The organism is Mycobacterium sp. NGS29, from assembly GCF_059812965.1.
The window spans coordinates 424,988-450,797 of record NZ_JCALDR010000002.1 but is presented as its reverse complement, the minus strand read 5'-3'; the positions used below and the strand labels follow the sequence as shown (position 1 = coordinate 450,797).

The following is a 25,810-nucleotide window of genomic DNA, read 5'->3' as shown; positions in this document are numbered from 1 at the left end:
CGCAAAAGCTCCCGCACGCTCAGCGTGTCGGGAGCTTTTGCGTCTGTTCGCGCTAGTGGTGGTGTCCGTGGCCGTGGCCGTGGCCGTGGCCGTCGTCGGCGGCCTCGGCCGGCTTCTCGACGACCGCGGTCTCGGTGGACAGCACCATCCGGGCCACCGAGGACGCGTTGAGTACCGCCGAGCGGGTCACCTTGACCGGGTCGACGATGCCGTCGGCCGCGAGATCGCCGTAGGTGCGGCTCGCGGCGTTCAGGCCCTGCCCGTTGGGCAGCTCGCTGACCTTGTTGACCGCGACCGCGCCATCGAGCCCGGCATTGGTGGCGATCCAGAACAGCGGGGCGGCCAGCGCCTGGGAGAACACGTCGACACCCAGTTTCTCGTCATCGCTGAGCTCGTCGCGCAGCGAGGAGAGCACGTGGCGGGCCTGGATCAGCGCCGAGCCACCGCCGGCGACGATGCCTTCTTCGACAGCGGCCTTGGCCGCGGCCACCGCGTCCTCGACGCTTTCCTTGCGCTCCTTCAGAGCCGTCTCGGTGGCTGCACCGACCTTGATCACCGCCACGCCGCCGGCCAGCTTGGCCAGCCGCTCCTGCAGCTTCTCCCGGTCCCAATCGGAGTCGCTGGCCTCGATCTCGGCCCGCAGGTGCTTGATACGGTTGGCGACCGCGTCCTTGGTTCCGCCGCCGTCGACGATGACGGTGTCGTCTTTGTTGACCACCACGCGCCGCGCGGTGCCCAGCACGTCGAGGCCGACCTCGCGCAGCAGCAGACCGGTGTCGGGGTTGACCACCTCGCCGCCGGTCACGATCGCCAGGTCCTGCAGGAAGGCCTTGCGACGGTCGCCGAAGTACGGCGCCTTGACCGCGACCGCCTTGAGCGTCTTGCGGATGGAGTTGACCACCAGTGTGGCCAGCGCCTCGCCCTCGACGTCCTCGGCGATGATCACCAGCGGCTTGCCCGCTTCGGCGACCTTCTCCAGCACCGGCAGCAGGTCGGGCAGCGAGCTGATCTTGTCCTGGTGCAACAGGATCAGCGGGTCGTCCAGCACGGCTTCCTGGGAGTCGAAGTCGGTGACGAAGTAGGCCGACAGGAAACCCTTGTCGAAGCCCACGCCCTCGGTGAACTCCAGCTCGGTGTTCAGCGTGGAGGATTCCTCGACGCTGACGACGCCGTCGGCGCCGACCTTGGTCATCGCCTCGCCGACCAACTCGCCGAGCTGCTCGTCGCGCGACGAGACGGTCGCCACCTGAGCGATGGCGTCCTTGCCGGACACCGGGGTGGCCGCGGCCAGCAACGCCTCGGAGACCGCGTCGGCGGCCTTGGAGATGCCCGACCCCAGCGCTATCGGGTTGGCACCGGCGGCAACCAGGCGCAGGCCGCCTTTGACCAGCGCCTGAGCCAGCACGGTCGCGGTGGTGGTGCCGTCGCCGGCGACGTCGTTGGTCTTGGTGGCCACCGACTTCACCAACTGGGCGCCCAGGTTTTCGAACGGGTCTTCCAGGTCAATCTCGCGGGCGACGGTGACGCCGTCGTTGGTCACCTGCGGCCCGCCGAAGGCTTTGGCCAGCACCACGTGGCGGCCGCCGGGGCCCAACGTGACCTTGACCGCGTCGGCGAGCTTGTTCACGCCCGCCTCCATGGCGCGACGCGCGGTCGCGTCGTACTCAATGATCTTGCTCATCAGGCTCCTTCCGCCCGGCGACGATGCGGGCCGCGAGGCCTGCTGAGGGAGCCGGGCAAGTCAAACTGCGTAACGCGTGCCGCCCCGGAAATCGCCCGTGCGAAACAGCACAGCGATCGCCGGGGCGGGACACGGTGTCTTACTTGGAAACGACAGCCAGCACGTCGCGTGCCGACAGGATGAGGTACTCCTCGCCGCCGTACTTGATCTCGGTGCCGCCGTACTTGCTGTAAATCACGGTGTCACCCTCGGAGACGTCGAGCGGGATCCGCTTTTCGCCGTCCTCGTCCCACCGGCCGGGGCCGACTGCGACGACGGTGCCCTCTTGGGGCTTCTCCTTGGCGGTGTCGGGAATGACCAGACCGGACGCGGTCGTGGTCTCGGCCTCGTTGGCCTGTACGAGAATCTTGTCCTCGAGTGGCTTGATGTTGACCTTCGCCACGATTGGAGCCTCCACTATTCGAATCGGGTCCGGGACTCGTCGCCCCGGCCAGAGTTGGCGGTCGGTCCGGGGGGTGCCCGAACCGTCCGAATTACCAGGTGAAACGGCCTTCGTCCGTTGTCCATGCGCCGTCGTCGCGGGTGCCGACACAAGGGCTGTCCGACTGCCGCCTAGCACTCTATACGCGAGAGTGCTAGCACTCAAGGGCACCCCGGTGCTTCTTGCCGATCGGCGTGTCCGCGCTGAGCGAACATCAGCCGACCTGACCCTGGACCACCGGCAACCCCGGGTCACTGGCTGCGTCCAGCGGCGAAGGCAACGCACCCGCGGCCACCAGATGCGCGGCGAAGGAGGCGATCATCGCCCCGTTGTCGGTACACAACCGTGGGCGCGGGATCCGCAGCGTCAGACCAGCGGCCGCGCAACGCCGGGTGGCCAGCTCGCGCAGCCGCGAGTTGGCCGCCACGCCCCCGGCGATCAGCAGCGTCGACACGCCCAGCTCGCCGGCCGCCCGCACCGCCTTACGGGTCAACACGTCGGCCACCGCTTCCTGAAATCCCGCGGCCACATCCGCGGCGACGAAGTCGGGAGTGCTCTCCACGTAGCGGGCGACGGCCGTCTTGAGACCAGAGAAGCTGAACGCATAGGGATCGTCACGCGGGCCGGTCATGCCGCGCGGAAACACCACCGCGGCCGGGTCCCCGGTGCGGGCCAACTCGTCGAGCGCCCGGCCGCCCGGATAACCCAGCCCCAGCAGCCGCGCCACTTTGTCGTAGGCCTCACCCGCGGCGTCGTCGACGGTGCTGCCCAACTCGACGATGGGTTCGCCGAGCGAACGCACGTGCAGCAGGTGGGTGTGCCCCCCGGACACCAGCAGGGCCACTGACTCGGGCAGCGGACCGTGCTCGTAGACATCAGCGGCCAGGTGCCCGCCCAGGTGGTTGACGGCGTAGAACGGCACCCCCCACGCGGCCGAATACGCTTTGGCCGCAGCAACTCCCACCAGCAGCGCACCCGCCAGCCCGGGACCGATGGTGGCCGCGACGATGTCGGGTTTGCGCACCCCCGCGGTGGCCAGTGCGCGGCGCATCGCCGGCCCGAGAGCTTCCAGATGCGCGCGGGATGCGATCTCGGGAACCACCCCGCCGAACCGCACGTGCTCGTCGACGCTGGAGGCGACCTCGTCGGCCAGCAGGTCCACCGTGCCGTCGGGGTGCAGTCGGGCGATCCCCACACCCGTTTCGTCGCAGGAGGTTTCGATGGCCAGAATGACTGTCACCGGGCGTCTCTCCGCATCGTGTAGGCATCGGCACCGCTGACCCGGTAGTAGCGCTTGCGCACGCCGATCTGGTGGAATCCCGCGCTGCGATACAACTCGAGCGCCGCCTCGTTGTCGGTGCGGACCTCCAGATAGACCACCCCGCCGTCGGCGTAGTCCAGCAGGTCGTCGAGCAACCTGCGCCCGATCCCGCGCCCCTGATAAGCCGGGTCCACGCCGATGGTGTGCACTTCGTACTCGAACGGGCGCACCCGGCCCAGCCGGGTGATCCCGGCATAGCCGACCAGCGTGTCGCCGCTGCGCGCGGCGACATAGTGGTTGGTCTTGCTGGCCAGTTCCCGCTCGAACGCGACGGCCGGCCATGGGTCGTCGCCGTCGAACAGCAGCGCCTCCAGTTCGGCACAGCGGCGGGCGTCGGCGCGGACCAACGGTCCCAGCACGATGTCGGCGATCATCCGCGGGCCGCCAACGGCTTGGCGTCGGGGCGGCGCAGGTACAGGGCCACCAGCGGCGCAGGTTCGGCGGACCAGTCGTCGACGGCGCGCGCCAGCCCGGCCGGCGACGGGTAGACGGGCTCGATCACCGGTAACCCGAACAGCGCCGCGTGCTCCGGTGAGCCGGCAACCGCACGCGCCGGGCCGGGCGCCACGTCAGCGGGCGCGGCGACGTCCGGTCCGTCGGTACGCACCCCGTCGCGGTACCGCGCCCAGTAGACCTCGCGCCGGCGGGCATCGGTGACCACCAGCGTCTCGCCCGTCGTCAACGTGCCGATCGCGTCCAGACTGCACACCCCGTGCACCGGGATGTCCAGCGCGTGGCCGTAGGCGGCGGCGGTGGCCATCCCGGCCCGCAACCCGGTGAACGGCCCGGGCCCGCAGCCCACCACCACCGCAGCCAGGTCCCCCATGGTCAGGCCCGTATCATTAAGTGCTGCAACGACATTGGGTGTCAGGCGTTCGGCGTGCGCGCGGGGGTCGACGGTAACCCGCTCGGCCAGCGTGACGAGGCCGTCCACGCGGACCACTCCGGCGGTGACCGCGGGGGTGGAGGTGTCCAGAGTCAGGACGATCATGTGCGGACCCACTCCCAGGTCGCGATCCGCACGTCGGAATGGGTGATGCGCTCCAGCCGGATGTCGAGGTGACGCTCGGCCAGCCGTTCCACCAGCCCCTCACCCCACTCCACCACCACGACGGCATCCTCGAGATCGGTGTCGAGGTCCAGTGAATCGAGCTCCGCGAGCAGGTCGGCACCCGGGGTGTCCAGCAGCCGGTAGACGTCCACGTGGATCATCGCCGGCTTGCCCGCCGTCCGCGCCGGGTGTACCCGCGCCAGCACGAAGGTCGGCGAGGTCACCGGACCGTCGACGTCCAGCACCTCGGCAATTCCCTTGGCCAGCACCGTTTTTCCAGCACCCAACGGCCCGGAGAGCACCACCACGTCACCGGCCCGCAGCGCTGCACCGAGCCGGGACCCCAGCGCCATGGTGTCTTCGGGCCGCTCCAAGGTGGCGGTGCCGGAAGAAGTCAAGCTGCCGCCTCGCGGTAGCTGCGGATGATGCGTCCCCGGATGCCGGTGACCACCTCGTAATGGATGGTGCCGACCAGGTCGGCCCAGTCCTGCGCGGTGGGCTCGCCGTCGGCGCCGGGTCCGAAGACGATCGCCTCGTCGCCTTCGGTGACATCGGGCCGGCCCGGGCCGAGGTCGACGACGAACTGGTCCATGCAGATCCGTCCCACCCCGGGCCGACGACGCCCGTTGATCGACACCTCCAGGCGATTGCCCAGCGACCGGATCACCCCGTCGGCGTAGCCGATCGGCAGCAGCGCGAGGTTGGTGTCACGCGGCGCTATCCAGGTGTGCCCGTAGGACACGCCCTCCCCCGCCTTGACCGACTTCACCAGCGCCACCGGGCATTTCACTGTCATCGCCGGGACCAGGCCCAGGTCGCCCAGCGCCGGCACCGGGCTCAGGCCGTACACCGCGATACCCGGTCGCACCAGGTCGAACGTCAGGTCGGGTCGGACCATAGTTGCCGACGAGTTCGACAGGTGCGCCACCTCGAAGTGCACCAGTTGCTCGCGGGCGTAGGCCAGCATGTCGCGGAACCGCTGCGCCTGCACGTCGTTGATCGCCTCATCGGGGGCGTCGGCGTACACCAGGTGCGACATCAGCCCCCGCGCCCGGATCTGCTCGTCGGCCACGGCCTGGCGCAACGCGGTCAGCAGCGCCGGATATTCGGCCGGGGCCACGCCGTTGCGGTTCAGTCCGGTGTCCACCTTGACGGTGACGGTGGCCGGCGTACCGGTGCGGCGCACCGCGTCGAGCAGTCCCGCGAATTGGGCCGCCGAGGACACCGCGATCTCCACGTCAGCGGCCAGCGCCGGCCCGAAATCGAGGCCGGGCGGATGCAGCCACGCCAGAATCGGTCCGGCGACGCCGTCGGCGCGCAGCGCCAGCGCCTCGTCGACGGTGGCGACGCCGAGTTCGGTGGCTCCGGCAGCCTGCGCGGCATACGCGACCCGGGTGGCGCCATGGCCATAACCGTCGGCTTTGACGACCGCCATGACCTGCGCATTACCCGCATGCTCGCGTAACACTGCCACGTTGTGCTGGATGGCACCCAGGTCGACGACGGCCTCGGCGAGGAGACCCGGCGTCAGGGAGGTCGGAGATGCGGCCACGGACGCCATTGTCCCAAACGTGCGATCCCTAGTGCGCGAAGTGCTCGGCCTCGTAGTGCCCGCCCGGCTTGAGCTTGTCCAGATTGCCCAGCGCGGTGACGGCGTCGTCGTGCAGGGAGCGTGCCAGGTCGGCGGACAGCCCCTCCCGTACCACGATGCGCAGCACGGACACGTTGGTGGCGTTGTCCGGCATCGTGTAGGCCGGCACCTGCCAGCCGAACGTGCGCAGCTCGTGCGAGACGTCGAACTCGGTGTAGCCGCGGTCCTTGGCCAACCGGAACGCGACGACCGGGATCGCCGTGCCGTCGGAGATCAGCTCGGCGTGTTCCCCGACCCGCAGCTGCTCGCCCAGCCAGCGGGCCGTCGCCGACAACGACTGCATGACTTTGGTGTATCCGTCGCGACCCAGCCGCAGGAAGTTGTAGTACTGGCCGACCACCTGATTGCCCGGCCGGGAGAAGTTCAGCGTGAACGTCGGCATGTCGCCGCCGAGATAATTCACCCGGAACACCAGGTCCTCGGGCAGGTGCTCGGCGCTGCGCCACACCACGAACCCGATGCCGGGATAGGTCAGGCCGTATTTGTGGCCGCTGACATTGATCGAGACCACTCTGGGCAGCCGGAAATCCCACTTCAGCTCGGGATGCAGGAAGGGCACCACGAAGCCGCCACTGGCGGCGTCCACGTGCACCGGCACGTCCACACCACCACCGGCGGCCAGCTTGTCCAGCGCCGCACAGATCTCCGCGACCGGCTCCAATTCCCCGGTGTAGGTGGTGCCCAGGATCGCGACCACCCCGATGGTGTCCTCGTCGACGGCGTCGATCACCTGCTCCGGGGTGATGACGTAGCGCCCCTCCTCCATCGGCAGATAACGCGGCTCGACGTCGAAGTAGCGACAGAACTTCTCCCACACCACCTGCACGTTGGAACCCATCACCAGGTTCGGGGTGCGCTTGCGCCAGTCCTTGCCGACCTTGGCCCGCCACCGCCATTTCAAGGCCAGCCCACCCAGCATCACCGCCTCGCTGGACCCGATGGTGGACACCCCGACCGCGCTGTTGGGGTCGTCATCGCGCAGGTTGTCGGCGTGGAACAGGTCGGCGACCATGCACACGCAACGTTGCTCGATGGCTGCCGTCGCCGGATATTCGTCCTTGTCGATCATGTTTTTGTCGAAGGTCTCGGCCATCAGCTTGCCGGCCTCGGGATCCATCCAGGTGGTGACGAAGGTGGCCAGGTTCAGCCGCGAGCTGCCGTCGAGCATCAGCTCGTCGTGGATGAAGCGGTAGGCGGCCTCGGGGTCCATCGACTCCTCGGGCAACCGCAGCGCCGGCACCGGCGCGGTGAACAGCCGGCCGGTGTAGGCCGGAGCGATCGAATGGGCGGGCACGGGCGGATGGGGCACGGCGGGACCTTTCGTCGGGTACTACAGGGAGGCCAGCGCGGCCCGGATGTGATGCAGAATTCGCGACGCCGACGTGGGTGCGTCACCCGGTCCCGGGTCGCCGGCCGACAGCGCCGCCGCCCGGGTGTGCACGAAAGCCCCGGCCGCGGCTGCCTCGGCCGGTGCCAATCCCGACGCCAGCAGCGCCCCGATGATCCCGGACAGCACGTCACCGGATCCGGCGGTGGCCGCCCAGGACTCCCCGGCCGGGTTCAGGTAAACCTGACCGCCGGGGTCCGCGATGACGGTGACGTTGCCTTTGAGCAGCACGGTGGCGCCGAACGCGTCGGCGAGTTTGCGCACCGCACCCACCCGGTCCTCGCCCGGGGGCGCCCCGGCCAACCGGGCGAACTCGCCGGCGTGTGGGGTCAGCACCGTCGGGGCTGTGCGGTTGGCCACCAGGTCGGGGTGGGCGGCCAGCATGGTCAGCCCGTCGGCGTCCACCAGCACCGGCAGGTCGGTATCGAGTGCGAACCACAACGCCCCGGCCGCCTCCGGTTCGGAGGTGCCCAGACCCGGCCCGACCACCCACGCCTGCACCCGTCCGGCGGCGGCCGGGGTGGAGGTGGCGATCACCTCCGGCCAGTGCGCGAGCACCTCGTGATTGGCGCTGCCGGCGTAACGGACCATGCCCGAGGTGGCGGCGACGGCCGCACCTGTGCAGAGCACGGCGGCACCCGGATAGGTGGCGGACCCGGCCATGATGCCGGTGACGCCTTGGCTGTACTTGTCGTCGCGGGCACCGGGAATGGGCCAGCGCGCAAGCACGTCGGTCGCTTCGAAACCCCGCACGTCGGTGTCGGGCAGGTCGAGTCCGATGTCGATCAGGGCGACGCGGCCGCAGTCGGCCAGCGCGTGCACCGGTTTGAGCCCGCCGAAGGTCACCGTGAGCGCGGCGTGCACGGCGGGTCCGGTGATCGCCCCGGTGGCCCCGTCGATGCCGCTGGGAATGTCGACGGCGACGACCGGGATCTGTGCGGCCTCGGCGAATACTCGCGCCGCATCCGGCCGCAACGCGCCCGAACCGGAGATGCCCACCACCCCGTCGATGACGAGATCGGTTGCAGCAGAAATATTTTCGACTATTTTGCCACCGGCTTTGCGGAACGCCGCCAGCCCCTTGCGGTGGGTACGTTCGGGCTTGAGCAGCACCGCTTCGGCGGCTGCGCCGCGTCGCCGCAGGAAGGTCGCCGCCCACAGCGCGTCGCCCCCGTTGTCGCCGGAGCCGACGATCGCGCAGACGCGGCGACCGGCCACCCCGCCGGTGCGGGCCGTCAGTTCCCGGCTGATTTCGGTGGCCAGCCCATACGCGGCGCGCTTCATCAGAGCACCGTCAGGCAGGCTGGCCAGCAAGGGCGCTTCGGCCGCGCGGATCGCGTCAGCCGAATAGTAGTGCCGCACGCACCAAGGTTACGTTCGCGGGCGATCCGGGGATGCCGGCACCTCTCGTGCGCCCTCATTCGCCGCCTGGCGTCGCCGGAAGAATTCCCTGACCTGGGCCGGATCCCACGGGGCGCGTTTGCGTTCGCGGGCCATCGCGTAGAACGCCAGTCCGACCAGCAGCGCCGCGAAGTGGCCGATGGCGGTGAAACTGAGCTCGATGCGGTCCATCAGCAGCACCGGGAACCCGAAGATGAGCAGCAGCACGCTTAGATAACCCCAGCGCCAAGGCCGCGCGATCCGGTAGGTCAGCACACCCATCACACCAACCAGGAAGTAACTGACGCCGATATCGTGCGCACGCACCGACCGCTGCGAGGCCTCGTTCAGCTGGATCGCCAGATAGAGCAGACCTTCGCTGATGTACGTGGCCACGATGTGGGCGGTCAATCCCACTGTGAGCCAACGTAATTGACCTAGCCAACGCTCGGCCGGTGCCAGGAACAGGGTGAACAGCAGCAGGTACGGTTCCAAGCTCCTGCCGTCGATCCAGAACAGACTGGAGAACAGCACGCCCAGCGGATCGGTGGCCAGGGCGTGGAGGTTGGTGTAGCGGTGCAGGAGTATGGAGTGCAGTTGGTGGCCGGTCAGCAGGTGTTGCACGATCGTGGTGACCGACAGCGCCATCAGCCAGCCGTAGGTCAGCGGCGCGCTGATCACGTAGTGCCACACCACGCGAACCAGTGCGCGCAGCCGCACCGAGGCCGACTTTGATGCCATGCCTCAACCTTAGTTACTGATCGAAGTCCGGCGCGGTGTGTCGCCACCAGCACGACACGTACAGCGTCATCGAGAACACCAGGATCACGATCACCCAGAGCACCACGGTGACGTCGACCCAGGCGCCGAAGGGGGGCGAGTCGGGCAGCGCGTTGCGCAGTGGTATCACCGCGAAAAGCATTGCGGCGAACCAGGTCGTCATCGGGGGTTGGAATTTTCGTCGGTCACGCGCGGTGGCGACCGACACGAACAGCGCGATGCCGGCCAGCGCGACCAGCACCCCCAGCAGGGCCACGGCCAGTGCCACGGTGCTCGGTGAGCGCTGCACCTGCACCCGGTACGGCGCGAACAGATCGCCGGTCCTGCCGCCCGGGACCTGCACCTGCCACCCGGGTAGACGATCGACGAAGCTCACCGACACCCGTTCCGGAATCTGCTCGGTGCCGCGGAACAGGTCGACCGAGATCGGACCCGAGTGGTAGCTGTCGAAAGGCCAGTCCGACACGTCGCCGTTGATGTTCAGCGACACCGGAACGACGCCGGGTTGCGTGCCTTTGGGCCAGGACCGCGTGGTGGGTGTGGCCGCCGACGTGACCGCGACGCTGAGATCCTCCTTCAGGTTGCCGGCGCGGTCCAGCAGCGCGGCTCCGGGCGCAACGGTCAGGTTGGCGGTCAACACGTTGCGGTAGGGCGCGATGCCTTCGACATCCATCGTCACCGTTGTCCCGTCGCCGGCCGGCGCTGCGCTGGTGACGGGATGCGGCGGTCCCATGCCGGTGACGGCATACAACGTCACCAGGCCGAGGTATGCGGCGACGAAGACCGCCACACCGGCGATGCCCCATCTCATCAGCAGCCGGCCCGGTTATTCGACGGTGACAGATTTCGCGAGATTGCGTGGCTTGTCCACGTCGTAGCCCCGCGCCTGGGCCACCGACGCCGCGAACACCTGCAGCGGGATCGTCGACAACAGTGGTTGCAAAAGCGTAGACACCGCGGGGATTTCGATCAGGTGGTCGGCGTAGGGCCGTACCGTCTCGTCGCCTTCCTCGGCGATCACGATGGTCACCGCTCCGCGGGCCTGGATCTCGCGGATGTTGGACAGCAGCTTGGCGTGCAGCGTGGCCGACCCTTTCGGTGACGGCATCACCACGATGACCGGTAGGTCGTCCTCGATCAACGCGATCGGGCCGTGCTTGAGCTCGCCGGCCGCGAAGCCCTCGGCGTGCATATAGGCCAGTTCCTTGAGCTTGAGTGCGCCTTCCAGCGCCACCGGGTAGCCGACGTGCCGGCCGAGGAACAACACCGTCGACGATTGCGCGAACCGGTGGGCCAGCGCGGAGACCGGCGCGGTGGCCGCGATCACCCGGGCCACCAGATTCGGCATCGCCTCGAGTTCGTGGTACTCGCGCTCGACCTCGTCCGGGTATTTGGTGCCCCGGGCCTGCGCCAGCGCCAGGCCGACCAGGTAGTTGGCGGTGACCTGCGCCAGGAAGGTCTTGGTGGAGGCGACGCCGATCTCCGGGCCGGCGCGGGTGTAGAGCACCGCGTCGCATTCCCGCGGGATCTGCGAGCCGTTGGTGTTGCAGACCGCCAGCACCTTGGCCTTCTGCTCCTTGGCGTGGCGGACGGCTTCCAGCGTGTCGGCGGTCTCACCGGACTGCGAGATCGCCACCACCAGCGTGCTGCGGTCCAGCACCGGGTCCCGGTACCGGAACTCGCTGGCCAGTTCCACCTCCACCGGCAACCTGGTCCAGTGCTCGATCGCATATTTCGCGAGCAGACCGGAGTGATAGGCGGTGCCGCAGGCGACCACGAACACCTTGTCGACCTCGCGCAGCTCCTGGTCGGACAGGCGCTGCTCGTCCAGCACGATCCGGTTGTCCACGAAATGCCCGAGCAGGGTGTCGGCTACCGCGGTGGGCTGCTCGGCGATCTCCTTGAGCATGAAGTACTCGTAGCCACCCTTTTCAGCGGCGGCCAGGTCCCAGTCGATGTGAAACTCGCGGGCGTTGGCGGTGTCGTCGTGACCGTAGAAGTCGAGGATCTGGTAGCCGTTCGTGGTGATCACCACGGCCTGGTCCTGACCCAGCTCGACGGCCTGGCGGGTGTGTTCGATGAATGCCGCCACATCCGATCCCACGAACATCTCGCCGTCGCCGATCCCGACCACCAGTGGGGTGGAGCGGCGGGCCGCCACGATGGTTCCGGGGTCGTCGGCGTTGGCGAACACCAGGGTGAAGTGGCCTTCGAGCCGGCGCAGCACCGACAGCACCGACGCGACGAAATCGCCGGCGGTCTCGCCGTGGTGAAAGGCGCGGGCCACCAGGTGCACCGCGACCTCGCTGTCGGTGTCGCTGGCGAATTCGACCCCGGCGGTTTCCAGTTCCTGGCGCAGTGAGGCGAAGTTCTCGATGATGCCGTTATGCACGACGGCGATGCGGCCGGCGGCGTCCCGGTGCGGGTGCGCGTTGCGGTCGGTGGGGCGGCCGTGGGTGGCCCACCGGGTGTGGCCCAGGCCGGCGGTGCCGCCCAGCTCGTCCGGTGCCATCCCGGCGATGGCGGCTTCCAGATTGGCCAGCTGACCAGCACGCCGGCGAACGGTGAGCTGGCCCTTGCCGTCGACCAGCGCGATGCCCGAAGAGTCGTACCCGCGGTACTCCATCCGGCGCAGTGCATTCATCACGACGTCGCAGGCAGGACCCTGCCCGACGTAACCGACGATTCCGCACATTCTGAACAGGGTAGTGCAGAGCCGCCCACCGGGCCGTCAGCGCTGGCCTGACCTGCGCCGATCTCACCGCAGAATTAACGCCCGGACTTCCCCGCCCAGCCCAGTGGACCAATCCGCCGACGCACGGCTAACGTCGACGGGTGGCCCGCACCCGCAAGCTATTCGCCGCTCTCAGCCGCCGTGGTCCGCACCGCGTATTGCGCGGTGACCTGGCTTTTGCCGGGCTGCCCGGGGTGGTCTACACCCCGGAGATCGGGTTGAACCTGGCCGGCATCGCCTTCGGCCACGACTGGCTCACCGGCAGCGCCAACTATTCGGGTCTGCTGGAACATCTGGCGTCGTGGGGCATCGTGTGCGGCGCGCCGGACACCCAGCGCGGCCTGGTGCCGTCGGTGATGAACTTGGCGTTCGACCTCGGTGTCGCGCTCGACATCATCTCCGGGGTGCGGTTGGGGCCGGGCAAGATCAGTGTCCACCCGACCAAGCTCGGTCTGGTAGGGCACGGTCTCGGGGCATCGGCCGCGGTGTTCGCCGCGGCCGGCCTGCCCACCAAGCCCGCCGCGGTGGCGGCGCTGTTCCCCACGGTGACCGCGCCTGCCGCCGAGCAGCCGGCGGCCGGTCTGGACGTGCCGGGTCTGATCCTGGCCGCCGCGGACGACCCCACAACTCTGAATTCCAACGCTCTGGCGTTGTCCCAGGCGTGGGACGCTGCCACGCTACGCATCGTCAGCAAGTCCGACCCCGGCGGCGTGGTCGAGGGTCGGCGGCTGGCAAAGGCCGTCGGACTGCCCGGCTCGGATCGCAAGACCCAGCGCACAGTGCGGGCGCTGCTGACCGGCTACCTGTTGCACACGCTGACCGGCGACAAGACCTATCGCGACTTCGCCGACCCCGAGGTGCAGCTGCCCAAGACTCAGGAATTGGACCCCGAATCGCTGGACATCACGTCCGAGGACAAGATCGCCGCACTATTGAAATGAGCACTATGCCAACTCCACATGACCTTTACCAGCGGTGGATCGGCGAGTTGTGGGCCGGCCAACCGGTAGCTGCCGACATCGTCTCCGACGACTTCGTGGGCCACTGGCCGGACCGGGAGATCCACGGACCGGCGGAGCTCGAAGCGATCGTCGGCGAGACCCGAAACATGTTGGCCGACTTGGCCTTCACCATCGAATTGGGTCCGCTGCGCGACGGGGATTTCGTGGCCGGCCGTTGGGTAGGCAGGGGCAGCGGGCCCGACGGTCCCGTCACGTTCACCGGCAACGACATCCTCAGACTCGCACCCGACGGGCAACGGTTCGAAGAGTACTGGACGGGTACGTCGGGCTGATGCGGATCGGCGTCGCCCTGGACTACAGCGGCGGTTTCCGCGACGGCGTGGACCGGGTGGTCGCCCTGGAGAAGGCCGGCATCGACATCGCGATGGTGGCCGAAGCGTACGCGTTCGACGCGATCAGTCAGCTGGGATATCTGGCGGCCAAAACCGAAACCGTCGAACTCGCCTCGGGCGTGCTTCCCATCTTCATCCGCACGCCCACCCTGTTGGCGATGACCGCCGCCGGACTGGACTATGTGTCCGACGGCCGATTCCACCTCGGCATCGGCACCTCCGGTCCGCAGGTGATCGAGGGATTCCACGGCGTCGAGTTCGACTCCCCGCTGGGCCGCACCCGCGAGGTAGTTGAGATCTGCCGGCAGGTGTGGCGCCGGGAGCGGGTGCAGCACGCCGGCAGGCACTACCAGATCCCGCTGCCGGCAGATCGCGGAACGGGGCTGGGAAAAGCCCTGCACTTGATCAATCATCCAGTGCGGGAACGTATTCCGATATCCATTGCGGCTCTGGGACCGAAAAACGTGGAGCTCACCGCGGAGATCGCCGACGGCTGGCAGCCGGTATTCTTCTATCCGGAACGGGCCGCCGAAGTGTGGGACGCTTCGCTGGCGGCCGGCAACGCCAAACGCGATCCGGCGTTGGGCCCGCTGGATGTCATGGTCAGCACGTCGCTAGCGATCGGCGACGACGTCGACGACCGGCTGGCGTGGACCAAACCGCAGCTGGCTCTGTACATCGGCGGCATGGGTGCCAAGGGCCGCAACTTCTACCACAACCTGGCCACCCGGTACGGGTTCGGCGAGGTCGCCGACCGCATCCAGGAGTTGTACCTGGCCGGCCGCAAGCGTGCGGCGATCGACGCGGTGCCCGACGAGTTGGTCCGCGGGATCTCGCTGATCGGCCCGCGGGGATTCATCGCCGAGCGGTTGGCCGCCTTCGCTGCCGCCGGCGCGACCACGCTGCTGGTCCGACCGGTGACCGCGGATCCCGGTGAAGCGCTGCGCTATGTCGAAGAGCTGCTACAACTGCGTCCCTCCTGACTCGCTACTGCCCGGCCTGCGGCAGTTCGTTGGCGGCGATCTCGCAGGGCGTGGATCCGGACGTCGGCGCCTTCGGCGGTGGAGCGTTGGGGGGTGAATGTGCCGGGGCGGGTTCGGCTGTTGGTAGCGGCTGGCTGGGTTGTGCCATCGGGGCAGGTTCGCCGACCGGCGGGTTGGCCGTCGCCTCCCCGAGGGTCTGCTTGCCGGGTTCCGGCGCCTCTGGGGCGTCGGTCTTGTCCTTGGTGTGCTTGTGGTCGGCGTCGCTGCCGGAATGGTCCTCCTCGTCGTCGAACCTGTGCTCTGGACCTGGCGGCTCACCCCCCAGCAGGCCGCCCATCTCCTGAATGATCCGGCTGGCGAGCCCGCCGAGTCTGCCCAGGCCGGCATCCCCGCCGAGTCCGCCGCCGCTTCCCAGACCCGCACCGCCCACACCCAGCGGCGGGATCGAATCTGGTTGTGCTGGAATAGGATTCGGCGGTGATGCCGACTGCGTTGGCGCGCTTGCCGGTGCCGCGTACCCAGACCCCCGGGCCGGCTCGACACTCGCGGGCGCCGTCAGGACGCTTGCCGGCTGCGCGCTGTGGGCGACCGGCCGCTGCGGCCGCGACGGCGGACTCGACGACGGCCCGAAATCGCCCGGAACCTCGAAATGTGCCGGCATCGCGGTGGCCAACCGGTCGGTGACCAGATCGAAGCATGCCGTTACCGCCGCCCGCGTCGACCGCATCGCCGCGACCCAGTCGTTGCCGATCACGGTGTCCACGTACGGCACGACCTGTTGGGTGATCACCTGCTGTGCGGCCGACTCACCGCCCGTGACCGCAGCGGCCGCCGCCAGCCAGGCGGGCCGCTGCGCCAGTGTGCGGTCGTCGATCGCGACGGCGGTGGCGACCTTCGCATCGACCAGTTGCCAGAGGTTGTCGCGCAACGACTCACAACGCTGGGCCGCTGCTCGGATCTCGGTTATCAGCGCGCCGGCGGTGTCGCAATGACGCTGCATGAACGCGACCGCCGCGTCGGCTCCCGGCCCCGTCCACGCTGTCGCCAGGGCGGTCACTTGGGCGCGCTGCTCGCGCAGGGCCTCGGTGAGCATCGCGTCCGCCGCCCGCAGCCGCGCACAGTCGGCATCCAGCGCGTGCAGGTCGAGTCCGTCTTCGCTGTCGTACCAGTCGTGGATCTGAGTGGGGTGGGCGGTCAGCTCCGGATGCCGGTAGCCGACAACCTGGCTGGCGCGCACATAGGTCTGGGTGTGTTCGACGGCCGACCGTCCTTCGGCAAGGCGCCCGGCGACATCGAGCCGATCGGCCACAGTCAGGCGATCCGGGCCGCGGCGTACCGATCGGCGTCGAGGTAGCGCTCAGCACCCGAGCGCAGCGCGACGGCTATCTCCGTCGTTGCCCGCGACCACTGCGCAAGCTCCACGACCAGACGGTCCAGCGCAGCGCGCAACGCCTCGCCGCGGGCCGGGTGGGCTCTGCCGGCGCACGCACCTCCGAATATCAACCGGGACAGATGATTTGCCGCCGCATTATCGATCAGTTCAGCCGCGGCAGTGATCCGCTCGGCGATCTGGCACATCTCAGCGCTATCGAGTCTCATACTTACTTCGACGCCGCGGCGAGCGGCGCGGTTCCAGCAAAGTTTCAGCGGGCAGCGCTGACCGCGTCGGCCACCGTCGCGGCCAACCGCTGAGCGATCTCCTCATCGGCCGCCTCCACCATCACCCGGATCAGCGGCTCGGTTCCCGACGGACGCAACAGGATTCGCCCGGTGTCGCCGAGTTCGGCCTCGGCCTGCCGGACCGCTGTCTGTACCGTCGGTGCAGCCGCGGCGGTGGCCTTATCGGCGACCTCGACGTTGATCAGCACCTGCGGCAACGTCTGCATCGCCGACGCCAGGGCGGCCAGCGACGAGCCGGTCTGCACCATGCGCGTCATCAATCGCAGCCCGGTGACGATACCGTCGCCGGTGGAGCCCAGTGCCGGCATCACGATGTGGCCGGACTGCTCGCCGCCCAAGCTGTAATCGCCGGCCCGCAACTCTTCCAGGACGTAGCGGTCACCGACGCCGGTGGTGCGTACCGTCACCCCGGCCGCGCGCATCGCCAGGTGCAGCCCGAGGTTGCTCATCACCGTGGCCACCAAGGTGTCGGAGACCAACTCGCCGGCTTCTTTCATGGCCAGTGCCAGCACCACCATGATGGTGTCGCCGTCGACGAGATCACCGTTGGCGTCGACGGCCAGGCAGCGGTCGGCGTCACCGTCGTGGGCCAGGCCGAGGTCGGCGCGGTGTGCGGTGACAGCGGCGCGCAGCGATTCCAGGTGGGTGGACCCGCAGCCGTCGTTGATGTTCAGTCCGTTGGGGTCGGCATTGATCGCGATGACGCGGGCACCGGCCGCACGATAGGCGCTGGGCGCCGCGGCGGAGGCCGCGCCGTGCGCGCAGTCGACCACGACGGTCAGCCCGTCGAGCCGGCTGGTGCTGGCCTTGCCGACGTGGCGGAGGTAGCGGTCCACGGCATCCTGGGCGTCGACGACGCGCCCGATCCCCGCACCGACGGGACGCAGCCCGGGTCCCGCGGCGACCAGGTTCTCGATCCGGTCTTCGGTCTCGTCGTCGAGCTTGTGGCCGCCTGGGCCGAAGATCTTGATGCCGTTGTCGGGCATCGGGTTGTGCGACGCCGAGATCATCACCCCGAAGTCGGCGTCGTAGGCGCCGGTCAGATAGGCCACCGCGGGGGTGGGGAGCACGCCGACGCGCAACGCGTCGACGCCCTCGCTGGTCAGGCCGGCGATGACGGCGGCTTCCAGCATTTCACCACTGGCCCTCGGGTCGCGCCCGATCACGGCTACCCGCCTGCCGGGGCCCGATGCGCTCGCCAGATGCCGCGCGGCGGCGGCGCCCAGCGCCAGTGCCAGTTCGGCGGTCAACTCGCGATTCGCGACTCCGCGGACGCCGTCAGTGCCGAATAGTCGACCCATGCGGTCAAACCTCTCACAGTTGGCTCACCAGTGGTGAGCATGCACTCAATCACTGTTGGCTGCGAGCGGGTGTCGTATGTGGGCGACACGCCGAGCGACACCCGCTCGCAGCCCAAAAAGTGATCGTCGATCAGCGCTTGCTGTACTGAGGCGCCTTGCGGGCCTTCTTCAGTCCGTACTTCTTGCGTTCGGTGGCACGGGGGTCACGGGTGAGGAAGCCGGCCTTCTTCAGGGACGGACGATCCTCCGGCGTGGCGATGATCAACGCGCGGGCAATGCCCAACCGCAGCGCGCCGGCCTGACCCGACGGGCCGCCGCCGTGCAGCAGTGCGTAGATGTCGTAGTTGTCCACCCGGTCCACGGTCACCAGCGGGGCCTTGATCAGCTGCTGGTGCACCTTGTTGGGGAAATAGTCCTCCAAGCTGCGGCCGTTGAGGTCGAACTTGCCGGTGCCAGGGACCAGGCGCACCCGCACCACAGCCTCCTTGCGGCGGCCGACGGTCTGGATCGGGCGTTCGAACACGAACGATTCGCCGGTGGCCGAACCCTCGACCGCGGCGTCGACCACCTCGGTGGTCTCGAAACTGGTTTCGGTCACTGCGCCACCTGCTTGATCTCGTACGGAACGGGCTGCTGAGCGGTGTGCGGGTGCTCCGGGCCCGCGTAGACGCGCAGCTTCTTCTGCACCTGGCGGCTGAGCTTGTTCTTCGGCAGCATGCCGACGATCGCTTTCTCCACCACGCGGTCGGGGTGCTTCTGCAACAGCTCGCCGATGCTCCGCTTGCGCAGACCACCGGGGTAACCCGAGTGGCTGTAGGCCATCTTGCTCTGCAGTTTGTCGCCACTGATGGCGACCTTGTCTGCGTTGATGACGATGACGAAGTCACCACCATCGACGTTGGGCGCGAACGTCGGCTTGTGCTTGCCACGCAGCAGATTGGCTGCTGCGACAGCAAGGCGGCCAAGCACTACGTCCGTGGCGTCGATGACGTACCACGACCTGGTGGTGTCACCTGCCTTGGGCGCATAGGTAGGCACAGCGCTTACTCCTGTTTCTCTGCGAGCCTGAGCTCGGGTTGGATCCCGGTGTGACCGGGGGCCGGTCCGGCGTGTGCGGGGATATGGTCTCGGCGACCGACGTAGACCCGAGAAATCCCTGGAGGCCCAGTACCCGGAGGCACCCGCACGCCAACGGTGCAGCTTACCGATGCGCATCCCCGCAGGTCAAAAGCGGCCCCAGCGGCCGGCTGCCCGACGGTCCGCGTGGGCCACGTCGTCGGCCCCCGCCCGGACCGCATTTCCCAACTCGACCAGTATCTGGTTCAACGCGGTGACCGCTTGGTGCCACCGGAGTTGCTCGGCCTGGTAGGCGGCGGCCGCCTCCCGCGTCCACAACTGTTGCAGGGGCGCGATCTGCGACCTCAACTCGTCGAGTGCGGCATTGAGCCGCACCGAGGTGGTGTGGATCTCCTGCCGGACCGAGTGTTCGATGGCGGCGAAGTTGTACGACAGCACCGAGTCCATGGTCGGCCTCCCCCGATCACAGATTTCCGCCGGCCGCGCCGATATGGCGGGCATGGTCGAGGCCGGCTTCGCGCAGGGTAGCTTCGCTGTTCCGGATGGTCTCGGCGATCTCGTGCAACACGTGATACAGCCGCATCGACTCGGCGTTCCAGCGGTCCACGACGTCTTTGAACCGTGCGGCGGCGAGCCCGCCCCACAGCGTCGGTGGCACGCTGCTCACCCGGCCGATGAAGGCGTGCAGCATCGACCGGATCTCTTCGTTGCGCGCGTCCGTGGTGGCGGCGACCGAGTGCATCAGGTCGAAATCGGTGTGCAGGGTGTCGGCACCCGTCGGTGTGCTCATCGTCTCTCCTTTCGCTATCTAGTTCGACTGCGGCCGAGCCCTTTCGGTTCCCGGTATTTATTCGACCGCGTGCGCCGACCGCACGGCCTGCTCGCACGCATCGCGCACCGCGTCGGGGTCCCGCGCCCGGCTCTGACACCCGACGCTGATGCGGACCGATCCGTCGAGCAGCACCGTCCACCGCACGTCATGAGCGGCCCGCACCTCGCGGTAGGTCACCGCCGGGCGACCGGCGGTGCTACCGGCCGGGTTGAAGTCGACGAACACGCCGGCCGGTTCGGCGTCGATCGCGCGGCGCAGTGTCTCGGCGGCACCGCTGAGTGTCTCGCCGGGCGTCGGTGACTGGGTGACGTGCAACGCCACCTCCGGATCCGTCGGCGAGGTGATCTGTACCCGCGCCGAGCCGGGACCGGAGACCACCCGCTGCGTAGCCCAGTCGGCGGGCACCGTCAGCGCGACCCGGCCTTCGAGCAGTACCGTCGTCGGCGCCGGCCGCGCCAGGGGTACCCCGCCCGGCCTCGGGACGGCCAGCGCCGGGACGGCCAGCCCGGTCACAGCGACCGCCGCCGCCGCGAGCCGAGTCGCCGACGACCCCCGCCGGGCCACCACCGCCGTCGGGGGCGGCTCCGCCGGCACGGACGCAGCGGCCCGGGCGAGCTTGGCGAGCCGCGCATCGTCGATCACCAGGACCGTCCGCTCGCCGCCGGGCACCGCCTCGGCGAGCAGCGTTGCGAGTTGCGCCGTTCCGTCGGCCCCGCCGGCGGCATCGATGACAACGGGCGCCGTGCCCGTTGCCACCACGGCCTCGACGACCTTCCCGACTGTCTGCTGCGGTGTCGCCCGGCGTGCCACCGCAACAGCCTGGGTACCCAGCACGGCCACCAACCGGCCGGTGATCTCCACCGATACCGGATGAGTCGGCTGGTCACCGGTTGCCGTCGCGAGCAACCACGACCGCGGCCGCAGCGTGACCGCACCGTTCAACTCCTTTGTGGCACTGGTGATCACACCAATGCGCGCCGCCGACCACCACGACGGATGCACCACGATCACACCGTCGTCATGCCCTGCGGCCAACGTGCGCAGCGCCTCGCTCCACAGCACCTCGACGGCCACCGGCTGCTCGTCTACCAGCGTCACCGCGTCGTCTACCGCCTCGACCGCGGCCACCCACGACTCGCTGGGTTGGGCTGCGCCACAGCATAATCGGCGGATGACGGTCGGTCCGGCTTCGATGACGGCGCGATGTGCGGTCACGGGGGCGGACTCCAGGCAACCTGCACCATCTGCTCGACACCGGGACGGGTGATCAGCCTGCCACGTCCCGGGGGCAGCGGCACCGGCGGGCCTGACCCGAGTAGTGGTCCCTCCTCCGGTTGGCCGCTCATCAGCATCCCGAGGCACCCGAGGTCGCGCAGGCCGGCGAGCAGCGGATCGAATAGGGCGCGCGCCGCGCCCCCGCTGCGTCTGGCCACGATGACATGCAATCCGAGATCCGTTGCATAGGGCAGATATTCGAGCAGCGCCGACAACGAACCCGCGGCTAGGTCGTAGTCGTCGACGACGAGATAGATGTCGGGCCCCGTCCACCACGCCCTGGCCCGCAGTTGCGCCTCGGTGACATCGGCGCCGGGAAGCCGGTCGCGCAGGGTGGCGACCAGTTCCGGCAACATCGAACCCAGTGCAGCCGGTGACATGGCGTACCCGCCACGGTGTTCGGAATCGATCAGGCCGAGCAGGGTTCGCCGGAAGTCGACGATGAACAGTCGCGCCTGGGCGGCGGTGTTGGTTCGGACGATTTCGCGGCACAGCACCCGTAGTGCCGCGGTCTTGCCGCAGCCGTTGTCCCCCAGTATCAGCAGGTGCCGATTGGTGTCGAAATTGATTGTCAGCGGCTGTAATCGGTGCTCTTCGATCCCCAGCACCGCATTCTCGTCCGAGGCGGCGATGACGGTGGGATAGTCCACCAGGTCGGGCAGCAACGGTATCGGGGGTGCAACCGCGGCGCCACGGCGCAACCCGACGCCGTCCGGCAGCGCGATCAGCATGTGCTTGCCGTCCCGGGACAGCCCGCGGCCGGGGCGGTCGGGCGGCACGTGGCGTGCCTGTCCGCGGTCGATTTCGGAGTCTGCGGGATCGCCGAGCCGAAGTTCGATGCGGGTGCCGATCTGATCCTTCAACGCCGGCCGTAGGTCCGCCCACCGCGACGTCGACAACACCACGTGCACACCGAACGAGAGCCCTTGGCCTGCAATGGCGGTGACCTTCTCGTCGATCCCCTCGAACTGCCTGCACAGCGTGGCCCAGCCGTCGATGACCAGAAAGATCTCCGCGTTGGTCGGCCGCACATTGCCGCGCGCACCGCAGGGTGCCTCCCGGGCCCGCACCGCCGACTCCATTTCAGCAACCATGCGCCAAACCAGCTGCGGTGCGGCGCGATCGGCCAGATCGCCCACATGTGGCAGGTCGCCCACCGCGGACAGCGTGCCGCCGCCAAAGTCCATGCAGTAGAACTGCACCTGCTCAGGTTCGTGGGTGGCGGCCAGCGCGGTGATCAAAGTGCGCAGCGCCGTGGACTTGCCCGCGCGAGGCGCACCGACAACAGCGACGTTGCCCGCGGCGCCGGACAGATCGACCAAGAGCGGGGTGCGGCACTGCTGGTACGGGCGGTCGACGACACCGAGGGGCACGGTGAGCCGCGTACCGGCGTGCGCGTCGAGTAACGCGCTCAGGGGTGGCGCCACGCTCAGCGGCGGCAACCACACCTGATGCGCGGGCGGGCCGTGCCCGGCCAACCGGTCCAAGACGGAGTGCAGCACCGAGGGCTGCGGCGCCGCGACGGACGGTGCCCCGGCGCCGACCGGTTCGGCAGTGAACCGGCGCACTTCAGCCTGCGCCTCAACCGGTTCGGCCCTCAGCAGCCCGGACACATATGCCGCCCGGAAGCGGACCGGCTCCGCACTGCCCGCCCGCAGGAACCCCACGCCGGGGGTGGCGGGCAGCTCGTAGGCGTCGAGGGTCCCCAGCACGGCCCGTGATTCACTGGCCGACAGCGTCTTGAGGCAGATCCGGTAGGAGAGATGTGCGTCGAGGCCGCGCAGCCGACCCTCGTCGAGCCGCTGACTGGCCAGCAGCAGGTGCATTCCCAGGGAGCGGCCGAGTCGGCCGATCGCGACGAAGGTGTCGGCGAAATCCGGGTGTTGGCTGAGCAGTTCGGAGAACTCGTCGACGATGATGAACAGGGCAGGCAACGGCACCGAGCTGGGCGCCTGGTTGTAGGCCGTGATGCTCGCGGCTCCCGCCATGCGCAACAGCTGTTGGCGGCGGTTCATCTCCCCCGCCAGCGCATCACGCATCCGGGCCACCAGCGGCGCTTCGTCGGCCAGATTGGTGACCACCGCAGCCACCTGGGGCGAGCCGGCGAAGTCGAGAAATGCTGCCCCACCTTTGAAGTCGATGAGGAGCAGGTTGAGCACGTCAGGTGGGTTGCAGGCCATCATGCCCAACGCGACAGTGCGCAACAGTTCGGACTTGCCCGATCCGGTGGCCCCGACACAGAGACCGTGTGGGCCGATTCCGCCTTCGGCGGCCTCGTTGATGTCCAGCTGCACGGGCTGTCCGCCAGCCGTGGCGCCGATCGGGACGCGCAGGTGCCGACGCTGAACGCCATTGCGCCACCTCAGTTTCGGTTCGGCACAACGTAGGTTGTCGATGCCGAGCAGGCTCGCCCAGTCATCGTCACCGCGCGGTACCGAGTTCCCGTAGGCGGCCAGCCGGCGAGCACATGCCAGGGCATCGCCGGCGTCGAGTCGGTCCGGCGCAGGTGGCGCCTCGGCCTGATCGCCATGCCGCACCGTCAGCGATGTCGCCTCAGCCCCCACCACGAGAAGGATGACCCCGGGGATCGAAGAGGCTGGCTCGGCGCTATCGACAACCAGAACGGCCCGGATGCCGACCGCAGCCAGGACAGGTCCGGCCTCACCCACTGTCGCAAACGTCAACTGCTCAGCGCCGGCTGGACGTCGATTGTGCGGCAACCATTTCAACCAGTCCCAGTTGATCGGATTCCGGTCACAAGCCACTGCGATCAGCAACTGGCCGGGCGGCTGCGCCACCGCCAGCCGGCAGACGATTGCCCGGATCAGGTCCCGCACCTCGCCGGGGTCACCGTCGATCGTCACTTTCCCGTTCAGCGCTATCACGACGGGCGCTTCCAGTGTTGAGTGAGCACCCAGAAACCGTTGTCGCGCAGCGTCGCTGACCGGATCGCAGGCGGCGGGGGCGGGCACGGCCACCAGCCGGGTCGCCAGCGGCACCTGACCGATGCCAATTCGCACGTGGCAGAGTTCCGGCTGCACTGGTACCCACATGCGCGGGCCGCCGACCAGTGTCCACAGTGTGTCCGGGTCGGGGTGCGCGGAAATCAGTGCGCGGTGTTGTGCTGCAGCGGTGTGGGTGACCGTGTCACGTAGTTCGCCCAGATAGCTGAAGTACCAATCACGCTCGGCATTGAGCGCAGCGCCGCGCCGGCGGCTGCGGCCGGTGAGTGCGGTCGCCAGAAGCGAGACCGACATCATCGCCGGGAACGCGATGAAGGTGGGATTGCGTACCGTCGGCGTCCCGGTGAGGAATCCCGCGCCGGTGACACCCAGCATCGCTATCGCCATGACAATCGGCACCACCAGGGCGAGCGGGCTCGACGACCCCGAGCGCGGCACCTCCGGCGGTGCCGTGACTTCGATTACCGCGGTCACAGTCGGGCAACGCTAGGGGCCGGTGCAATGTGCGACAAGTCAGCTGTGGACAACCGGAGATCACCGCCCCAGCAGCCGGTTAACGTCGCACAGATGCCGGAATCGTTGTGTCGCGTCACCGTCCATTGCGAAGGTGTCAGCACCGACCTGACCCTGCCTACCGCCCTGCCCGTCGCCGAACTCGTACCGCCGATCGTCGACCTCCTGGGTGGCGCACCGCGCGGCCGCCATCGCCTGTCCTGTATCGGCGGGGCGTCGCTGCCGAGCTCGACTACGTTGGCGCAGAACGGCATCCGAGATGGCGCCGTGCTCATCCTGAGCCGTGTGGACCCGCTGCCACCCGTGCGTCGTTGCGACGACGACGCCGCTGCGGTGGCAGCCGCGCTGGGCACCGCGACCCAGTCCCGCGAACCCGGCCGGCTCACCGGCGCGGTCGCGGCGGGCGGTCTCACCGCGGTCGGCGCAGCGGTGCTGGTCCGAAACGCATTCGTGGCGCCGGCCGGTGCGGGTACGGCCGCGGTGGTCGCCGGGGGCGCCGCAGTCGGCGCCCTCGCGGCGGCCGGCGTCGGGCACCGGGGTCTCGGCGACCCGGTCGCGGGACTCGCGCTTTCGCTCGTAGCCGCCATCTTCGCCGGTGTTGCCGGTCTGCTTGCGGTGCCGGGCCCACCCGGTGCCCCCAACGTGTTGCTGGCCGCGATGACGACGGCTGCCGCCACCGTGCTGGCTATGCGGATAACACACTGCGGGACAGTCACATTGACCGCCCTGGCGTGCTGTGCCGTCGTCGGCGCGGTCGCCGCATTGGCGGAGGTGATCAGCGGCGCACCACCGCACATTGTCGGATCGATTATGGTGCCGGTCTGCCTGGGACTGATCGAGATGGCACCGCGGATCTCGATGGCGCTGGCGGGTCTGTCACCAATGTGCAGCGAGACCGAGCTGGCCCATAAAGGGCTGCGCGCCGACAAGTGGTTGACCAGCATTCGCGGCGCGTGTGCGACGGCCGCAGCCGTCGCGGCCGTGCTTGCAGCATTGTCCGACCACCGCGCCGTCATGCTGGCCGTCGTCACCGGTGCGGTACTGCTGTGGCACTCCCGGACCGACCGGAGCAGAGCGATGATGTTCGCCGGCACCGGAATCGCCACTCTCACAATCACCTTCGCGATCTGGGCTATCGCCGCCCCGGCACACGGCCCGTGGATCGCCGCGCTGACCGCAACCCTCACCGCCGGGGCGATTTACCTCGATCTCGTCGCGCCCAGGACCCGCCTGTCTCCGGCGACGCAGCGGATCGTCGACTCGCTGGGCTGCTTGGCGTTGATCACTGTGGTGCCGGTGGTCTGCTGGACGTGCGGAGCGTTCAGCGCTGTGCGCGGCCTGAACTTGCACCCGTGAAACGCCTACC

At 68.9% G+C, this 25,810-nt stretch carries 25 protein-coding genes; 4 read left to right on the top strand and 21 right to left on the bottom strand.

Annotation, left to right across the window (positions count from 1 at the left end):
- Nucleotides 1–52: 52 nt before the first annotated feature.
- From groL to glmS, 12 genes are all read right to left on the bottom strand, one after another.
- Nucleotides 53–1,681 carry a chaperonin GroEL gene (gene groL, locus AC5Y5Z_RS04635; RefSeq protein WP_499923649.1) on the bottom strand — a complete coding sequence of 543 codons (1,629 nt, stop codon included), beginning with the start codon at nucleotides 1,679–1,681 and terminating at the stop codon, nucleotides 53–55.
- 139 nt (nucleotides 1,682–1,820) lie between these two features.
- Nucleotides 1,821–2,123, bottom strand: a complete 303-nt coding sequence (groES, locus tag AC5Y5Z_RS04630) for a co-chaperone GroES (RefSeq protein ID WP_085250279.1) — start codon at nucleotides 2,121–2,123, stop codon at nucleotides 1,821–1,823.
- Nucleotides 2,124–2,376: 253 nt separating this feature from the next.
- Nucleotides 2,377–3,402 carry a tRNA (adenosine(37)-N6)-threonylcarbamoyltransferase complex transferase subunit TsaD gene (gene tsaD / locus AC5Y5Z_RS04625; RefSeq protein ID WP_499923648.1) on the bottom strand — a complete coding sequence of 342 codons (1,026 nt, stop codon included), beginning with the start codon at nucleotides 3,400–3,402 and terminating at the stop codon, nucleotides 2,377–2,379.
- The gene (gene rimI / locus AC5Y5Z_RS04620; protein ID WP_473139778.1) at nucleotides 3,399–3,857 is read right to left on the bottom strand and encodes a ribosomal protein S18-alanine N-acetyltransferase; all 459 of its coding nucleotides are present in this window, start codon (nucleotides 3,855–3,857) and stop codon (nucleotides 3,399–3,401) included. Before rimI ends, tsaD begins: the two co-directional genes overlap by 4 nt.
- On the bottom strand, nucleotides 3,854–4,474 hold the full coding sequence (gene tsaB / locus AC5Y5Z_RS04615; RefSeq protein WP_463825900.1) for a tRNA (adenosine(37)-N6)-threonylcarbamoyltransferase complex dimerization subunit type 1 TsaB: 621 nt from the start codon (nucleotides 4,472–4,474) through the stop codon (nucleotides 3,854–3,856). Before tsaB ends, rimI begins: the two co-directional genes overlap by 4 nt.
- Nucleotides 4,471–4,887 (bottom strand): tRNA (adenosine(37)-N6)-threonylcarbamoyltransferase complex ATPase subunit type 1 TsaE, encoded by a 417-nt coding sequence (gene tsaE, locus AC5Y5Z_RS04610; RefSeq protein WP_473139804.1) that lies wholly within the window; start codon nucleotides 4,885–4,887, stop codon nucleotides 4,471–4,473. Before tsaE ends, tsaB begins: the two co-directional genes overlap by 4 nt.
- Before the next feature lie 41 nt (nucleotides 4,888–4,928).
- Nucleotides 4,929–6,095 (bottom strand): alanine racemase, encoded by a 1,167-nt coding sequence (gene alr, locus AC5Y5Z_RS04605; protein WP_499923647.1) that lies wholly within the window; start codon nucleotides 6,093–6,095, stop codon nucleotides 4,929–4,931.
- Between the two features lie 19 nt (nucleotides 6,096–6,114).
- Nucleotides 6,115–7,494 (bottom strand): glutamate decarboxylase, encoded by a 1,380-nt coding sequence (gad, locus tag AC5Y5Z_RS04600; protein WP_463825898.1) that lies wholly within the window; start codon nucleotides 7,492–7,494, stop codon nucleotides 6,115–6,117.
- A gap of 21 nt (nucleotides 7,495–7,515) precedes the next feature.
- A complete protein-coding gene (locus tag AC5Y5Z_RS04595) occupies nucleotides 7,516–8,934 on the bottom strand; it encodes an NAD(P)H-hydrate dehydratase (RefSeq protein ID WP_499923646.1) in 1,419 nt (472 codons plus the stop codon).
- A gap of 9 nt (nucleotides 8,935–8,943) precedes the next feature.
- Nucleotides 8,944–9,693, bottom strand: a complete 750-nt coding sequence (locus AC5Y5Z_RS04590) for a rhomboid-like protein (RefSeq protein WP_499923645.1) — start codon at nucleotides 9,691–9,693, stop codon at nucleotides 8,944–8,946.
- A gap of 13 nt (nucleotides 9,694–9,706) precedes the next feature.
- Nucleotides 9,707–10,543, bottom strand: coding sequence for a DUF4436 domain-containing protein (locus AC5Y5Z_RS04585; RefSeq protein ID WP_499923642.1), 837 nt, complete (start codon nucleotides 10,541–10,543; stop codon nucleotides 9,707–9,709).
- A 15-nt stretch (nucleotides 10,544–10,558) separates the two neighbouring features.
- Nucleotides 10,559–12,427 carry a glutamine--fructose-6-phosphate transaminase (isomerizing) gene (gene glmS / locus AC5Y5Z_RS04580; protein ID WP_463825894.1) on the bottom strand — a complete coding sequence of 623 codons (1,869 nt, stop codon included), beginning with the start codon at nucleotides 12,425–12,427 and terminating at the stop codon, nucleotides 10,559–10,561.
- Nucleotides 12,428–12,567: 140 nt separating this feature from the next.
- Here glmS and AC5Y5Z_RS04575 point away from each other — a divergent pair, with 140 nt between their 5' ends.
- Genes AC5Y5Z_RS04575 through AC5Y5Z_RS04565 form a run of 3 tightly spaced genes read left to right on the top strand, consistent with a single transcriptional unit; the run spans nucleotide 12,568 to nucleotide 14,803 of the window.
- A complete protein-coding gene (locus AC5Y5Z_RS04575) occupies nucleotides 12,568–13,407 on the top strand; it encodes a dienelactone hydrolase family protein (RefSeq protein ID WP_499923639.1) in 840 nt (279 codons plus the stop codon).
- Nucleotides 13,408–13,412: 5 nt separating this feature from the next.
- Nucleotides 13,413–13,760, top strand: a complete 348-nt coding sequence (locus AC5Y5Z_RS04570) for a nuclear transport factor 2 family protein (protein WP_499923638.1) — start codon at nucleotides 13,413–13,415, stop codon at nucleotides 13,758–13,760.
- Nucleotides 13,760–14,803 carry an LLM class F420-dependent oxidoreductase gene (locus AC5Y5Z_RS04565; RefSeq protein WP_499923636.1) on the top strand — a complete coding sequence of 348 codons (1,044 nt, stop codon included), beginning with the start codon at nucleotides 13,760–13,762 and terminating at the stop codon, nucleotides 14,801–14,803. The genes AC5Y5Z_RS04570 and AC5Y5Z_RS04565 overlap by 1 nt, the downstream gene beginning before the upstream one ends.
- Nucleotides 14,804–14,807: 4 nt before the next feature.
- Here the strand turns inward: AC5Y5Z_RS04565 and AC5Y5Z_RS04560 are convergent, their stop codons facing one another.
- The 9 genes from AC5Y5Z_RS04560 to eccCb all read right to left on the bottom strand — a co-directional run bounded on the left by AC5Y5Z_RS04560 (nucleotide 14,808) and on the right by eccCb (nucleotide 24,405).
- Complete coding sequence (locus tag AC5Y5Z_RS04560) at nucleotides 14,808–16,112, bottom strand: hypothetical protein (protein ID WP_499923635.1); 1,305 nt, start codon at nucleotides 16,110–16,112, stop codon at nucleotides 14,808–14,810.
- A gap of 2 nt (nucleotides 16,113–16,114) precedes the next feature.
- The gene (locus AC5Y5Z_RS04555; RefSeq protein ID WP_499923633.1) at nucleotides 16,115–16,402 is read right to left on the bottom strand and encodes a type VII secretion target; all 288 of its coding nucleotides are present in this window, start codon (nucleotides 16,400–16,402) and stop codon (nucleotides 16,115–16,117) included.
- Nucleotides 16,403–16,446: 44 nt separating this feature from the next.
- A complete protein-coding gene (gene glmM / locus AC5Y5Z_RS04550; RefSeq protein WP_463825888.1) occupies nucleotides 16,447–17,784 on the bottom strand; it encodes a phosphoglucosamine mutase in 1,338 nt (445 codons plus the stop codon).
- A 130-nt stretch (nucleotides 17,785–17,914) separates the two neighbouring features.
- Entirely contained in the window at nucleotides 17,915–18,352 is a 438-nt protein-coding gene (gene rpsI / locus AC5Y5Z_RS04545) for a 30S ribosomal protein S9 (protein WP_463825990.1), read from the bottom strand.
- Between the two features lie 26 nt (nucleotides 18,353–18,378).
- Nucleotides 18,379–18,822 (bottom strand): 50S ribosomal protein L13, encoded by a 444-nt coding sequence (gene rplM, locus AC5Y5Z_RS04540; protein WP_463825887.1) that lies wholly within the window; start codon nucleotides 18,820–18,822, stop codon nucleotides 18,379–18,381.
- 186 nt (nucleotides 18,823–19,008) lie between these two features.
- On the bottom strand, nucleotides 19,009–19,308 hold the full coding sequence (locus tag AC5Y5Z_RS04535; RefSeq protein ID WP_473139787.1) for a WXG100 family type VII secretion target: 300 nt from the start codon (nucleotides 19,306–19,308) through the stop codon (nucleotides 19,009–19,011).
- A gap of 16 nt (nucleotides 19,309–19,324) precedes the next feature.
- Entirely contained in the window at nucleotides 19,325–19,651 is a 327-nt protein-coding gene (locus tag AC5Y5Z_RS04530) for a WXG100 family type VII secretion target (RefSeq protein WP_463825885.1), read from the bottom strand.
- A gap of 57 nt (nucleotides 19,652–19,708) precedes the next feature.
- Entirely contained in the window at nucleotides 19,709–20,908 is a 1,200-nt protein-coding gene (locus tag AC5Y5Z_RS04525) for a type VII secretion-associated protein (protein WP_499923631.1), read from the bottom strand.
- Nucleotides 20,905–24,405: a type VII secretion protein EccCb gene (eccCb, locus tag AC5Y5Z_RS04520; RefSeq protein WP_499923630.1), complete on the bottom strand. Its 3,501-nt coding sequence runs from the start codon at nucleotides 24,403–24,405 to the stop codon at nucleotides 20,905–20,907. The genes AC5Y5Z_RS04525 and eccCb overlap by 4 nt, the downstream gene beginning before the upstream one ends.
- Nucleotides 24,406–24,498: 93 nt before the next feature.
- Here eccCb and eccD point away from each other — a divergent pair, with 93 nt between their 5' ends.
- Nucleotides 24,499–25,800 (top strand): type VII secretion integral membrane protein EccD, encoded by a 1,302-nt coding sequence (gene eccD, locus AC5Y5Z_RS04515; RefSeq protein ID WP_499923629.1) that lies wholly within the window; start codon nucleotides 24,499–24,501, stop codon nucleotides 25,798–25,800.
- Nucleotides 25,801–25,810: the final 10 nt, after the last annotated feature.